Annotated in this window: 5 protein-coding genes and 2 pseudogenes; 5 read left to right on the top strand and 2 right to left on the bottom strand. The window is 61.8% G+C overall.

Going from position 1 to position 13903, the window contains the following annotated elements; all coding sequences use genetic code 11:
* Positions 1 to 23 precede the first annotated feature (23 nt).
* The 5 genes and pseudogenes from ACTG2O_RS06265 to ACTG2O_RS06285 all read left to right on the top strand — a co-directional run bounded on the left by ACTG2O_RS06265 (position 24) and on the right by ACTG2O_RS06285 (position 9667).
* Positions 24 to 2283 (top strand): annotated as a pseudogene (locus ACTG2O_RS06265) (patatin-like phospholipase family protein).
* A gap of 229 nt (positions 2284 to 2512) precedes the next feature.
* Positions 2513 to 5109 (top strand): annotated as a pseudogene (gene acnB / locus ACTG2O_RS06270) (bifunctional aconitate hydratase 2/2-methylisocitrate dehydratase).
* A 280-nt stretch (positions 5110 to 5389) separates the two neighbouring features.
* Positions 5390 to 6973: an EAL domain-containing protein gene (locus ACTG2O_RS06275; RefSeq protein ID WP_439975474.1), complete on the top strand. Its 1584-nt coding sequence runs from the start codon at positions 5390 to 5392 to the stop codon at positions 6971 to 6973.
* Between the two features lie 162 nt (positions 6974 to 7135).
* Positions 7136 to 8530: a D-arabinono-1,4-lactone oxidase gene (locus tag ACTG2O_RS06280; protein ID WP_439975475.1), complete on the top strand. Its 1395-nt coding sequence runs from the start codon at positions 7136 to 7138 to the stop codon at positions 8528 to 8530.
* Between the two features lie 9 nt (positions 8531 to 8539).
* Positions 8540 to 9667, top strand: coding sequence for a CobW family GTP-binding protein (locus ACTG2O_RS06285; protein WP_439975476.1), 1128 nt, complete (start codon positions 8540 to 8542; stop codon positions 9665 to 9667).
* Here the strand turns inward: ACTG2O_RS06285 and ACTG2O_RS06290 are convergent.
* Together ACTG2O_RS06290 and ACTG2O_RS06295 are read right to left on the bottom strand one after the other, a co-directional pair.
* Entirely contained in the window at positions 9652 to 12759 is a 3108-nt protein-coding gene (locus ACTG2O_RS06290) for an efflux RND transporter permease subunit (RefSeq protein WP_439975477.1), read from the bottom strand. The two genes, ACTG2O_RS06285 and ACTG2O_RS06290, sit on opposite strands and share 16 nt — an antisense overlap.
* A complete protein-coding gene (locus ACTG2O_RS06295) occupies positions 12756 to 13856 on the bottom strand; it encodes an efflux RND transporter periplasmic adaptor subunit (RefSeq protein WP_439975478.1) in 1101 nt (366 codons plus the stop codon). The genes ACTG2O_RS06290 and ACTG2O_RS06295 overlap by 4 nt, the downstream gene beginning before the upstream one ends.
* Positions 13857 to 13903 lie beyond the last annotated feature (47 nt).

The following is a 13903-nucleotide window of genomic DNA, read 5'->3' on the forward strand; positions in this document are numbered from 1 at the left end:
CTCTGAATAATATGGAAAATATGATGCGCAGCTTAGGTGCGGGATGGACCCGTCTGCTTTTGGTGATGCTGGCGGCCTGCCCGCTGCTGGCTGTGGCGGCACAGGGGGAGCGCCCGAAGATTGCGGTGGTGCTCAGTGGCGGCGGCGCCAAGGGATCGGCCCATATCGGCATCCTCAAGGTGCTGGAGCAGAAACGGATTCCGGTCGACATCATAGTCGGTACCAGTATGGGCTCTTATGTGGCGGGGATGTATGCCATGGGGCTCAGTGCCGAGGAGGTGGAGCGCACCACTTTGGCCATCGACTGGAACAAGGGGTATCAGGACAAGGTGGGCCGTGACGAGCTGTCGCTGCGCAAAAAGCAGCAGAACGAGCAGTATCAACTGCGCACCGACATCGGGGTGAATGGCGACACCACCCAGTTGCCGGACGGTTTCTTCCAGGGCCAATCCATGGCCAGCCTGCTGCGGGGTGCCACCTCCAACCTGCCGGTGCAGGAGAGCTTCGATGATCTCCCCATTCCCTACCGCGCCATGGCGACCGACATGGAGACGGTCACCCCCTTTGTGCTGGATCACGGCAGCCTGGCCAAGGCGATGCAGGCCTCCATGTCCATTCCCGGTGCCCTCAAGCCGGTGGAGTGGGAGGGGCACATCCTGGCGGACGGCGGCAGCGTCAACAACATGCCGGTGGATGTCGCCAAGGCGATGGGGGCCGACGTGGTGATCGCGGTGGATATCGGTGCCAAGCTGCTACCCGGGAGTCCCTCAAGTCAGGGTTGGCGATGATCGACCAGCTCACCACCTACATGACCCAGGTGGGCACCGACAAGCAGAAGGCGCTGATGGGACCGAAGGATATTTTGATCGCCCCCGAGTTTGGCGATATGGGGATCGCCGACTTTGCCCGGATGCCGGAGGGGATCAAGATCGGTGAGACGGCCGCTGACAAGGTGTCGCTGCAACTTGATAAGCTGTCGCTCACCAAGGCGCAGTACAACGCCTATCGCAACCAGAAGCTGAGCCGCCGTGCCGAGCGTAGCGGTCAGCCTGCCTACTTCATCGATAAGGTGGAGATCATCAACAAGTCGCGCCTCTCCGACGAGACGGTGCGCGCCATGCTGAAAGTGCGGCCGGACAAGGTACAGACCAACGAGAGTCTGGAAGCGGGCATTCGCCGCCTCTACGCGCTGGAGTCGTTCGATCGCATCACCTACGAGGTGGAGGAGCGTGACGGGGAGAACGTGCTGCTGGTGGATGCCAGCGAGAAGAACTGGGGGCCGGGCTACCTCAACTTCCAGTTCGGTTTCACCGATGACTTCGAGAACACCTCCAACTACAACGTCGGCATGTCCTATACCCTCACCAATGTCAACGAGTGGGGTGCCGAGTGGCTGACCGAGGCGTCGCTGGGCACGGCCAAACATATCAAGACCGACTTCTATACCCCGCTCGAACCCTCCCAGACCTTCTATGGTGAGGCGAGTCTGGCCTATGACCAGACCCTGCGCCGCCTGTTTTTCCCCAATCCGGATCCCGAGGCGGTTTCGATAAGCTATCTCGACTCCGAATACTCCTTCTTCAGCGGTGATCTGGCGGTGGGCTGGAACCGCCAGCCCTGGAGCAGGTTGTCGATGGGGCTGGAGGGACAACTGGGCACGATTGATGTGAAGAACTTCAAGGGACTGGAGATGGATGCCACGGCGTGGGGCCCCTATGTCCGCTTTGAACACGACAATCTGGATAGCCTCTATTTCCCCTATCAGGGGGTGAAATGGGACATGAAACTGGGCCACTCCCATGTCAGTGTGGATGGACTCGAGTCAGCAGATGGCCGCAGTGAAGGCTGGAATTATCAGCTCTCGATGATCAAGCCCTGGTCATGGGACAGGCACAGCCTCAACCTGATCCTCGAAGGGGGTGGCTCGGGCAGTGAAGAGGTGGTGCCGCTGCATATTCAGGATCTGGGCGGACTGTTCCGCCTCTCCGGTTTCCAGCGCTACCAGCTGAGCGGTCGCTACAGCCTGTTTGGTGGCCTGCGCTACATCTATCGGGTGGCAGACAATGACTTCGGTGCCCTCAAGATGCCGCTCTATCTGGGCGGATCTCTGGAGCAGGGCGGGGTCTGGAACAAGGGGGAGGATATCAGTCTGGAGAGCTCGTTTACCGCCGGGTCGGTTTATGTCGGGGTGGAGAGCTTCCTCGGCCCTGTGTTCCTCGGCTACGGCATGGCGGAGGGGGGCAATGACGTCTTTATCTGCAATTGGGCAGTACGTTCGAATAATGCCGAAATGATGCCAATTTGTTAACTCTGGTTGATGGCGTTCAATTAATTTTCAAAAAATACCAGTCTGTTTAATTGGTTACGATTTTGTGGTGAATAAGCAAACAGGGTTTGGATTTTAATTAGTCGTTAAAACTTATATAGTGGGGAGCACCCTACGGGGTGTCCCGCAAGGACGATCGCCGCGAGCGTGGGCGAACCCCAAAAAAAGACCAAAGAGGAATTAGTCGTGCTTGAAACATACCGTAAACACGTCGCAGAACGTGCCGCCGAGGGCGTGGTTGCCAAACCTCTGGATGCAGAGCAGGTCGCCGCCCTGGTTGAGCTGCTCAAGAACCCGCCCGCTGGCGAAGAAGACTTTCTGAAAGAGCTGTTGTCCTCCCGTATTCCCCCCGGTGTTGATGAAGCGGCCTATGTCAAAGCCGGTTTCCTCACCGCCGTCGCCAAGGGCGAAGCCCACTCTCCCATCTGACTGCAGCCGAAGCCGTTGAGCTGCTGGGCACCATGCAGGGTGGTTACAACATTCAGCCGCTGATCGACCTGCTGGATCACGCCACTCTGGCGCCGCTTGCCGCCAAGGGGCTCTCCCACACCCTGCTGATGTTTGACTCCTTCCATGACGTGGAGGAGAAGGCCAAGGCGGGCAATGTCCACGCCAAACAGGTGATGCAGTCCTGGGCTGATGCCGAGTGGTTCCTCTCCCGCCCGGAGTTGGCCGAGAAGATCACTGTCACCGTGTTCAAGGTGACCGGCGAAACCAACACCGACGACCTCTCTCCGGCACCGGACGCCTGGTCCCGCCCGGACATTCCGCTGCACGCCCTGGCGATGCTGAAAAACGCCCGTCCCGGCATTACTCCGGACAAGGATGGCGCCGTCGGCCCCATCAAGACCATCGATGCCCTGAAAGAGAAAGGCTTCCCGCTTGCCTATGTGGGTGACGTGGTCGGTACCGGCTCTTCCCGTAAATCCGCCACCAACTCGGTGCTCTGGTTTATGGGTGACGACATTCCGTTCGTGCCGAACAAGCGCGCTGGCGGTGTCTGTCTGGGTGGCAAGATTGCCCCGATCTTCTTCAACACCATGGAAGATGCCGGCGCACTGCCTATCGAAGTGGATGTCTCCAAGCTGGAAATGGGCGATGTGATCGACATCTACCCCTATGCCGGCAAGATCTGCAAACACGGCACCGAACAGGTGCTGGCACAGTTTGAACTGAAAACCGACGTGCTGATCGACGAAGTGCGCGCCGGTGGCCGTATTCCGCTGATCATCGGTCGCGGCCTGACTGACAAGGCCCGCGAAGCGCTGGGTCTGCCGTTCTCCACCGTATTCCGTCGCCCGCAGCCGGTGGCCGATACCGGTAAAGGCTTCACCCTGGCCCAGAAGATGGTGGGCAAGGCGTGCGGCGTGAAGGGCATTCGCCCGGGCACTTACTGCGAGCCCAAGATGACCACGGTCGGCTCCCAGGACACCACGGGCCCGATGACCCGCGACGAGCTCAAAGATCTGGCCTGCCTCGGCTTCTCCGCCGATCTGACCATGCAGTCCTTCTGCCACACCGCGGCCTATCCGAAGCCCATCGACGTGCAGACCCACCACACCCTGCCGGACTTCATCATGAACCGCGGCGGTGTGAGCTTGCGTCCGGGTGACGGCGTCATCCACTCCTGGCTGAACCGCATGCTGCTGCCGGATACCGTGGGTACCGGTGGTGACTCCCACACCCGTTTCCCCATCGGTATCTCCTTCCCGGCGGGCTCCGGTCTGGTGGCTTTCGCCGCCGCGACCGGCGTGATGCCGCTGGATATGCCGGAATCTGTGCTGGTGCGCTTCAAGGGCGAGCTGCAACCGGGCATCACTCTGCGTGATCTGGTTCATGCCATTCCCTACGCCGCCATCCAGAAAGGGCTGCTGACCGTCGAGAAAGCGGGCAAGAAGAACATCTTCTCCGGCCGTATCCTCGAGATCGAAGGTCTGCCGACCCTGAAGGTGGAGCAGGCGTTCGAACTGGCTGATGCCAGCGCCGAGCGTTCCGCTGCCGGTTGCACCATCAAGCTGGATAAAGAGCCGATCATCGAGTATCTGAAGTCCAACATCGTGATGCTGAAATGGATGCTATCCGAAGGCTACGGCGACCCCCGCACCATCACCCGTCGCATCAAGGGGATGGAAGAGTGGCTGGCCAACCCGACCCTGATGGAAGCGGACAAGGATGCCGAGTACGCCGAAATCATCGAGATCGATCTGGCCACCATCAAGGAGCCAATCCTGTGTGCGCCGAACGATCCGGACGATGCCCGTCTGCTGAGCGACGTGGCTGGCGACAAGATCGACGAGGTGTTCATCGGTTCGTGCATGACCAACATCGGCCACTTCCGTGCCGCCGGCAAACTGCTCGAGAAGTATCAGGGCGAGCTGCCGACCCGCATGTGGATCGCGCCGCCCACCAAGATGGACAAGGATCAGCTGACTGAAGAGGGCTACTACGGCATCTTTGGTCGCGTCGGTGCCCGCATCGAGATCCCGGGCTGTTCCCTGTGCATGGGTAACCAGGCGCGAGTAGCGGAAGGTGCCTCGGTGGTCTCCACCTCCACCCGTAACTTCCCGAACCGTTTGGGTAAAGGTGCCAACGTCTATCTGGCCTCTGCGGAGCTGGCAGCCGTTGCCGCCATTCTCGGCAAGATCCCGACCGTGGCAGAGTACCTGCAATACGCCAAGGCGCTCGATGCCACTGCGGCAGATACTTACCGCTATCTCAACTTCAACGAGATCGCCTCTTACACCAAGAAGGCCGATGCGGTGATCCTGCAGCAAGCCGTTTAACGGAGTTCTTGCGCGATTTGCGCGATAAGAAGCTAATAATGCCGCGTATTTACGCGGCATTATTTATTTGTGTGTTATTCACCGTCTTTTTTGAAGATTGTTTGCACGATCCTTGCTAGAGAGATCCAACCACCTGTTTGGTGGTTCGTTTTATAAACGCTTTGGGTTATGTTGTTCGGTTATGTGCGGTAATGATGAGGCATCGTTATCGAGGGAAAGTGGATATCTGTTCACTGGGTGCTTGCGTTGGCAGGCCTGACGAATTGCGGCGTGGTTCTTTATGTTTCTGTTCAGGATCGATCTCTCCCGAACCGGGTTACGCTTCGGCGGTGCCTTGCTGGTCTTTACCCTGCCGCTGCTGGTGGGAGCTTGGCTCATCCACAGCAATTATGTGCAGGAGCTGAAAGCGGAATCCAGCGCCTCGGCCCACAAGGCCAGAACCCTGATGGAGTCGATGCTGGATCATGCGGAGCAGGCCAACCGCTCCGTGCTGCCTCTGGTGAATGCTCCCTGTCGCGACAACCTGCTGGTGCTGCGCAAGAAGGTCGCCATCGAGCCCTTCCTGCGTTCGGTCAATCTGGTGCGAAACGGCATCATTAATTGTACCTCGCTGTTTGGTGAGGCCAATGATGCCGATGACGGTATCTACACCGGCCGCAAGCTACTGCTGATGAGTGGCAACCGGGTGCGGCAAAATCACCCTCTGCTGGTGGTGCGCACCGAACAGGGCAAGGATGCCTCCTTGAGCGCCATCGACAGTACCCAGCTCAGCTTCATGCTCTCCATGAGCGGAAAATCCAGTGCACTCTATCTGCAGGTGGGGTCGGCCTGGCTCAATGAGTCTGGCCGTTATCTGAGCGAGGCGCCCACCCTCCATCGCGGGATCAGCCAGGCCCTCACCTCATCCCATTATCCTTTCACCATCCATGCCGGTTATGCCATGCCGGTCTACTGGAAGTCGCTGTGGGCCGCGCGGCACGTGGCGCTGTCGTGGCTGGCGGTTTCCTCGCTTTTGCTGGCCTGGCTGGTGTGGTGGGTGCTGGGGCGTCCCGGCTCGCCAACAGATGAGTTGCGACGTGCCCTGCGGGCAAGGGAGTTTGTTCCCTATCTGCAGCCGCTGATTGCCAGCCACGATGGCAAGATGATGGGCGCCGAGGTGCTGATGCGCTGGGAGCATGTCAATGAAGGGGTGATCCGGCCCGATCTCTTTATCCCGCAAGCGGAGGAGTCGGGACTGATCGTCCCCATGACCACCCATATCATGAAGCAGGTGGCGACACGGTTGAACCGCTCTCAGGAGCAGTTGCCCGATGGGTTTCATGTCAGCTTCAACATCAGCGCCGCCCATTGCCACGATTTTGCCCTGCTGGCCGAGTGCCGCGCCTTTCTCGGTCACTTCCTCCCCGGCAAGGTGGTACTGGTGCTGGAGCTGACCGAGCGGGAGCTGTTGATGTCAGATCCCCAGACCCTCTCCCTGTTCCGCCAGCTGGACGAGATGGGGGTCAAACTCGCCATCGACGACTTTGGCACCGGCCACTCCAGCCTGGCTTACCTGCAGCAGTTCCATGTGGATTACCTCAAGATCGACAAATCCTTTATCGCCCGCATCGGTACCGAGTCGCTCTCGGAACATATCGTGGACAATGTGATCGATCTGGCGACCCGGCTCGGTCTGGCGCTGGTGGCGGAAGGGGTGGAGAGCGAGCGTCAGGCTGACTACCTCAGGGCCAAAGGGGTCGATTATCTGCAGGGATACCTGTTTGCCCGCCCCATGCCGCTGCGCCAGTTCTGCGAGGAGCTGCTGCCGGAAGAGGCACAGACCCGCCAGCCAGATGGGGTGCGAGGCATCCCAAATGCGACCTGATTTATCGGTGACAGACGGGCGGACACGCTCCCGTCTGGCAGGGTAGGGGAGTGCTCTCTCCCTATCCCCCCTCGAGTGCAGGGGCTTGTTTTTCATGCCTTGTGGCTCGCTTTTCGGTAGAATCGGCGCTCATTTTGACGTCAGTAAAAGATGAGGCGCGGTATGACGGTTCAGTTCCAGGCATTTCACAGCATCAAGGCGATCGGTAATCGGGAGGTGCTGTTCAACTGGTCGAGAACCAATCCCCTTGGGGCGCTGGATCAGGTGTGGCGCCCGAAAAGCCGCGACGAGTTGCAAGCGCTGCTGCGGGAGCACCCCGAGCGCAAGCTGCGCCTTATCGGCTCCGGCCTCTCCTTCGAACCCATCCACAGCGTCTATGCCGAGGGCAGTCAGGCGCTGCTGGTGGACTTGCACCACCTGCGCGGCCAGCTGGCGAAAACGGCCGATACCGTGACCTATCAGGCGGGGACGCCGCTCGATACCGTTTATGCCGAGCTGATCGCCATAGAGCGGATGCTGCCCGCATCCCCGGGCGTTATCGGCATCCAGACCCTGGGCGGCGCCCTCAGCACTGGCACCCACGGTCAGGGGTTGCACCAATCTGCCCTGTGCGATGCGGTGGAGGCCCTGACCGTGATGCTGGCCAATGGCGACATCATCCGGGTTGATCGCTCCGACCCGCGCTTCGGCGCCTTCGTTATGGGGATGGGGATGCTCGGCATCCTGCTCGACGTCACCCTGCGCACTGTGTCCAACCGCATTATGCGCTGCACCAAGTTCACCACCGATAACCCCTTCCTCTTGGAGCACAACGAGCGGCTTAACCGCGAGCACGGCTTTGTGAAGAGCTGGTGGTTTGCCTGGACCGGCGAGAGCCACATCTGGCTGGTGGATCCCGCCTCCGATGAGGAGGTGGCCCGTTACCGCGCCGGCGGCAGCGAGCCGCTGCTGCTGGATGGTGATATCGACGCCCGCATGAATGCCACCATTGATGCCACTTTGCAGAAGATGGCGAAAGACACCAAGGATGAGGCGCTGGCTGGCGAGCACTTCGAGACGGTGCGCCGCTTCAAGGATGCCTCCGATCTGGTGGGCAACGTCTACCAAATTCTCTGCAAGGGGATCCCGGCACCTCAGATCAACTGTGAGGTGGCGGTGCCGCTTCATCGCATGAACGAGGCACTGGAGACCCTGCAAGCCTGGCAGCAGGCCAACCCGGGCGTGCTGCACTACCCCTTTATCCTGCGCTGCACCGGCCCTTCCGAGGCCTGGCTCAGCGCCGCCTATGGCCAGCCGGTCTGCTGGATCGGTTTTCTGGTCTATCTGGCGGCGGACGGCACCTTCGTCAACGGTTCCATGGAGCAGATGCGCGAGCTGCAGCAACTGTTGGTACCGCTTGGCGGCATTCCCCATTTCGGCAAGCATCTGGCGATGGATCTCTACGACTTCCCGGCCCTGTTGCCACGCTGGAACGACTTCGTGGCGTTGAAAGCCGAGCTCGACCCCCACGGCCGCTTTGAAAACCGCTGGCTCAGCGACCTGTTTGCCAACCGGTAAGGATCTGACATGACCGATATGCAAGATACCCGTATCCCTGTGACCCTGCTGACCGGCTTTCTCGGCAGCGGCAAGACCACTTTGCTCAACCACTGGGTCAAGCAGCCGGAGCTCGGTGAGTGCGCCGTGCTGATCAACGAGTTCGGCTCGGTGGGGCTGGATCACCATCTGGTGCAGCAGGTGGATGAACAGGTGATGTTGCTCGACTCCGGCTGCATCTGCTGCTCGGTACAGGGCTCGTTGGTGGAGGCGTTGCAGGGGCTGTTTATGAAGGCCATCCAGCGCAAGATCAAACCGTTCAAGCGGCTGATTATCGAGACCACTGGCCTCGCCGATCCGGCCCCCGTGCTCTTTACCCTGCGCGAAGAGGGCTTTATCGCCCAGCGCTACCGCTTCGATGGCACAGTCACCGTGGTGGATGCCGGCCATATTGAGCAGCAGTTGGCGACTCAATATGAAGCGGTGAAACAGGTGGCGCTGGCGGATCTGCTGGTGGTGAGCAAGGGGGATCTGGTGGATGGCGAACAGCTGGCGCGGGTCGAAGCCCAGCTGGCGGCACTCAATCCGGCGGCCCCCATCCAGCAGGTGACCAATGGCGAACTGTCGCCAGCAGTGCTGGAGAAGCTCGGCGCCTACAACGAAGCGGCGGGGCGCGATGTGCGCCAGCTGCTGGCCTGGCTGCGCACCGAATCCCCCAAGCAGGGGCTGGCGTCACCCATGCAGCCGAAGATGCAACCGTTCGCCGCCAAGGTGGGCACAGCTGCGCCTACCCACTTCGAGCACGGCAACATCGAGAGTTTCTCTCTTCGCATCGGCGAGCCGCTCAAGCCATCCCGTCTGCTGGCTGCCATCGATGCGGTGCAGGCCCAATATGGCGATGCCCTGCTGCGGCTCAAGGGGATCTTGCAGCTGGAAGGGGAGAGCCAGCCGGTGGTGATCCACGGCGTCCACGGCCAGCTCTATCCGCTGCAGGCACTGGGGGAGTGGCCGGAGGGCAAGGCCCAGTCCCGACTGGTGTTTATCGTGAAAAGTCAGGACAAGGCCGGTATCGAGCAGCTCTTTATGGCGACCCTCAAGGCCCCCGAGCCCACTCTGGAAGAGCGGCTCAAAGCCATGCTGGGTCAGCCCGACAACTGATCTTGCGCGTTGCGGCTCTCCTGCATCGGGTCAGGACGGCGACGGTTGAACAGCACAAACGCCACCGACACAAAGTAGAACGAGAGCAGGGTCGCCAGCGCTGTGCCACCGGCGATGGCGATGGCAAAGGGGGGCCAGAAGCCGCCGCCCCCCAGCAATAGCGGGATGAAGCCGCCCACCGTGGTGATGGTGGTCGAGACGATGTGGCGGCTGCAACCGGCCACCAGATCGCGGATCTGCGGCAGATTGCCCTGTTGTGCCAGCGGGTCTGCCCTCAGCTCGGCCAGAATGACGATGGCGGCGTTGATGGCCAGCCCCATCAGTCCCAGCAGGGCGATGATCACCGTAAACCCGAAGGGGTACCCCAGTAGCCAGACCCACAGCAGCCCGAGCCCAGCCGACTGGATCGCCACCAGGGTGACGATGCCTGCCAGCCGGAACGAGTTGAAGCTGAGCACCAGCACGGCCACCAGCAGCACGGCGACCAGGCTGACGTGCGCCATCAGATTGCCCACCGATTCATCCCGCTTGGCGGCTTCCCCGCCAAACTCCAGTCGATAACCCGGCGGCAACGCCAGCGCCTTGGCGGCCAGCCTCTCTTTGACCTGCTCCAGCACGGTTTGCGGCAGTACGCCGACCGCCAGATAGGCCTCCAGCACATTGACCCGCTCACCATCCCGACGGCTGATCTCCCCCCAGCTTGGCAGCAGCTCGGGAGTGGCCAGTGCCCGCAAGGTGAGATTGGCAGCCCCTTGCTGGCCGGTGTCGGTGAGCGACAGCGGCACATTGAGCAGCGCATCCGGATCCTGACGCAAGGGCTCGGCCAGTCGCACTCGAACCGGGATTGACTCGGTGCCTTCCAGCACAGTGCCGCCCAACCTGCCATCCAGTGCGCCCGCCAGCCGGGAGGCCACATCGGTCAGGCTCATGCCTGCCAGCTGGGCGGCCTCCTCATCGACCTGCAACCAGAGTTTGGGGGCCCCGGCCTGCAAGGTGGCGCGGGTCTGCACCACTGCCGGGGTATTGGCGAGCAGACTGCGCAGCTCCTCTCCCAGACGGTGTAGTTGTTCAAGGTCGGGGCCAAACAGCCGCAGCTCGACCGGAGCATTGAAAGGCGGCCCCTGTTCCAGCTTGCGCACCAGGATCTGCGCTTCGGGAAATGTTGCATCGAGCCGCTGCTGCAGTTGTGGAATGAGCCGCTCGGCAGCATCGGCATCCTGCAGAGTGATCATCCCCTGGGCGTAATCGGCCCGCCCCTGTTTTCTGGGCACCAGGTTGTAGTAGAAGCTGGGGGCGTTGTCGCCCACCACCCAATCCTGACGAACCAGCTCGGGGAGGCTAGCCAGCTCGGCAGAGATCCCCAGTGCCAGCTCGCGGGTGCGCGCCAGGCTCGCCTGTGGGGAGAGGCTGGCCTCGATGTGGATCATGTCCCGGTCGGCAGGGGGAAAAAACTGTTCGGTGAGGCGGCCCGCCACCCAAAAACCGAGCAGGGGCAGCAGACTGACCAGCAGCAGGGTGCGCCAGGGATGAGCCAGCGCCATGGCGATGCTCTGCTGGAAACGGGCGCTCACCCGGGGCAGGTGCAAGCCATCCTGATACCAGCGTCCCCCCTGGTCACTGCCAATCCAGCGGGCTGCGAGGCCAGCCACCAGGGTGTGGGCGATGAGGTAGGATCCCAGCAGCGAACAGATCACCGCCCAGGCGATGCCGCCGACAAACTCGCCCGCCGGGCCCGGCATCAGAATGATCGGCATAAAGGCGAGCATGGTGGTGAGGGTGGAGCCCAGCAGTGGCAGCCAGAGGTGGCCGATGGCTTCCAGTGCGGCGGCACTCATGGCCATGCCGTGACGGCGCTGATACTGCACCCGATCCGCCATGACGATGGCGTTGTCCACCATGATCCCGAGCGCCACCACCAGACCGGTGACCGACATCTGGTGAATGGGCAGATTGATCAGGTTCATGCAGGCGAAAGAGAACGCCACGGTAAGCGGCAGCGACAGGGCCACGATAATGGCGGCCTTGACTCCCAAGGTCACCAGCAGCACGGCCACTATGATGAGGAAGCCCTGCACAATGTTGATGAGCAGGGTGTCGAGCCGCTGATCGGTATAACGCTGCTGATCGAAGCTGGTGACGAGGCCGATATTATCCGGCAAGTCCTGTTCCAGCTGGGCCAGCATGGTATCGACCCGTGCCGACCAGAGGTCGATGCGGTGATCCTGTGCCATGCGCAGGCCGACCACCACGGCCCGCTCACCATTGGCAAAGGCCAGCTGACTCTCTGGCTGGTGCAGGGTACGCCTTACCTCGGCCAGATCGCCAAGGCGCAGGGTCTGGCCCTGCTCGCCGGTACGCAGCGGGATCTGGCGGATCCGCTCCAGGGTATCGAGGGCGCCGCGGATCTCCACCTGAAAGCGATTGTGGCTGCCCTGCAACTCCCCGGCGGCCACTTTGGCATCGGCACCACTCAGCGCCTGGGCAAGCTGTTCGCCACTCATGCCGCTGGCACTGAGGGCGAGTGGATCGAACCGCACCTCGATCTCCTCCTGCGGTGCCCCGACCCGCTCGACGTATTCGGTGCCCGGCAGCTGGCGAGCCCGGCGTTCCAGCTCGGCGCTGTAGCGGGCGAGGCGATCCAGCTGCGGCTGGCCCGGCCCGCGCCAGACCACATTGACCAGCCGGGTGAAGGGGTAGCCCTTCTCGTCATCCAGCTTGGGGGCACTGGCGCCGGCTGGCAGTCCGGCGGCAAGATCTGCCAGCCGATCACGGACTCTGGACCAGACGGGTTCGACATCGCTGACCTCATCCTTGAGCTCCAGATTGATGATGGAGAGGCCGGGGCGAGAGCTCGACTCGATCAGCTTGATCTCGCTCTGGGCCCGCAGCCGGTTCTCGATGGGCTCGCTCACCAGCGCTTCCACCCGTTCGGCGCTGGCCCCGGGGAAGTGGGTAACTACGCTGGCAAAACGGCTGGTGAGCTGGGGATCTTCGGTTCTGGGCAGGGTCTGCAATGCCGCAAGGGCGGCCGTCAGCAGCAGCGCGACCGTCAAAAGCAGCAGGCGGCCATTCTCGATAAACGGGCGGATCATGACTGTGGCTCCGGATGGCCTGCCTGATGATCCACGCTGGTGGTCAGGGTGACCTGCTGGCCCGGCACCAGTTTATGCAGGCCATCGGTCACCAGCTGTTCTTGTCCATTCAGGGCACCACTGATCCAGGCTCGCTCGCCATCTTGCTGCAGCAGGGTGACGTCCCGACTGACCACCCGGGGTGGCGTTTCGTCGTTGAGCAGATAGAGGGTCCAGCTGCCGCGCAATCCCTGGGTCAGCGCGGTGAGCGGCACTTCGTAGGCGCGGGTGGGCTCGCGGGTCTGATGCAACAGGGTGATCAGTTGCCCCTCTGCCAGTTGTTCGCCGCCCCGGGTCAGCTGGAAGCGGGCGGTGCGGGTGTGGGTCTGCCCGTCCACTTGTACCCCCAGATTAAGCAGGCGCCCCTCCAGTGATTGCGCACCGCTTTGCAGGGGGTAGTGTTGGCCGACGATCAGGGTCTCGGCCTGTTTCACCGGCACGCCGATATCGGCCTCCCACTGGCCGCTGCGGGTCAGGGAGAAGAGAGGCTGGCCTGCGGCCACCACGGCCCCCAATGCCTGCTCGCGGCTGACCACAATCCCGTTGAAGGGGGCGCGCAGCTGTGATTTCTCCTGTTTGACCCGGTTGGCTTCGAGGGCGGCGGCCAGCTGGTTGGCGCTTGCCTCCAGCATGCGGACTTTGCCTTGCTGTTCATCCAGCGCCTGACGGGAGCTGAACTGCTGCTGGCGCAGGGCGGTGAGTCGGTCGAGCGTCTGCCGGGCAAGGGTCAGCTCGGCCTCGTTCTGGGCGGCCCGGGCAGCCAGCTCTTTGGCTTCCACTGCCAGCAGCCGGGTGTCCAGTGTGGCGAGCAGCTCGCCGGCCGCGACCGGCTCTCCGCGTCCCTTGTACAGGGTAGTAATCCGCCCTGCAAGCTCGAAGCCTATCTGGCTGTGCTCGGGGGCGATCACCCGGCCATTGAAGCGGTGCAGCACCGGGTAGTGATCGCTGGCTTGCAGCGGCTGGGCGATCACCCGGGTCAGGGCGGGTGTTTCTTCTGACTCTGTGACCGGGCTGCAGCCACTCAGTAACAGCGCCAGCAGGATTAAGCAAAGTGTCATGACATCATCCTCTGGTTGACATAACATCAAATCACACCGGTGAGTCT

The sequence above is a fragment of the Aeromonas sp. 61P genome, from assembly GCF_051919545.1.
GTDB classification, from domain to species: Bacteria; Pseudomonadota; Gammaproteobacteria; order Enterobacterales; family Aeromonadaceae; genus Aeromonas; species Aeromonas veronii.

Coding starts and splice junctions, on each gene's coding strand:
- ACTG2O_RS06280 (WP_439975475.1), top strand. CDS start 7,136: ATGACGGTTCAGTTCCAGGCATTTCACAGCATCAAGGCGATCGGTAAT.
- ACTG2O_RS06275 (WP_439975474.1), top strand. CDS start 5,390: ATGTTTCTGTTCAGGATCGATCTCTCCCGAACCGGGTTACGCTTCGGC.
- ACTG2O_RS06290 (WP_439975477.1), bottom strand. CDS start 12,759: ATGATCCGCCCGTTTATCGAGAATGGCCGCCTGCTGCTTTTGACGGTC.
- ACTG2O_RS06285 (WP_439975476.1), top strand. CDS start 8,540: ATGACCGATATGCAAGATACCCGTATCCCTGTGACCCTGCTGACCGGC.
- ACTG2O_RS06295 (WP_439975478.1), bottom strand. CDS start 13,856: ATGACACTTTGCTTAATCCTGCTGGCGCTGTTACTGAGTGGCTGCAGC.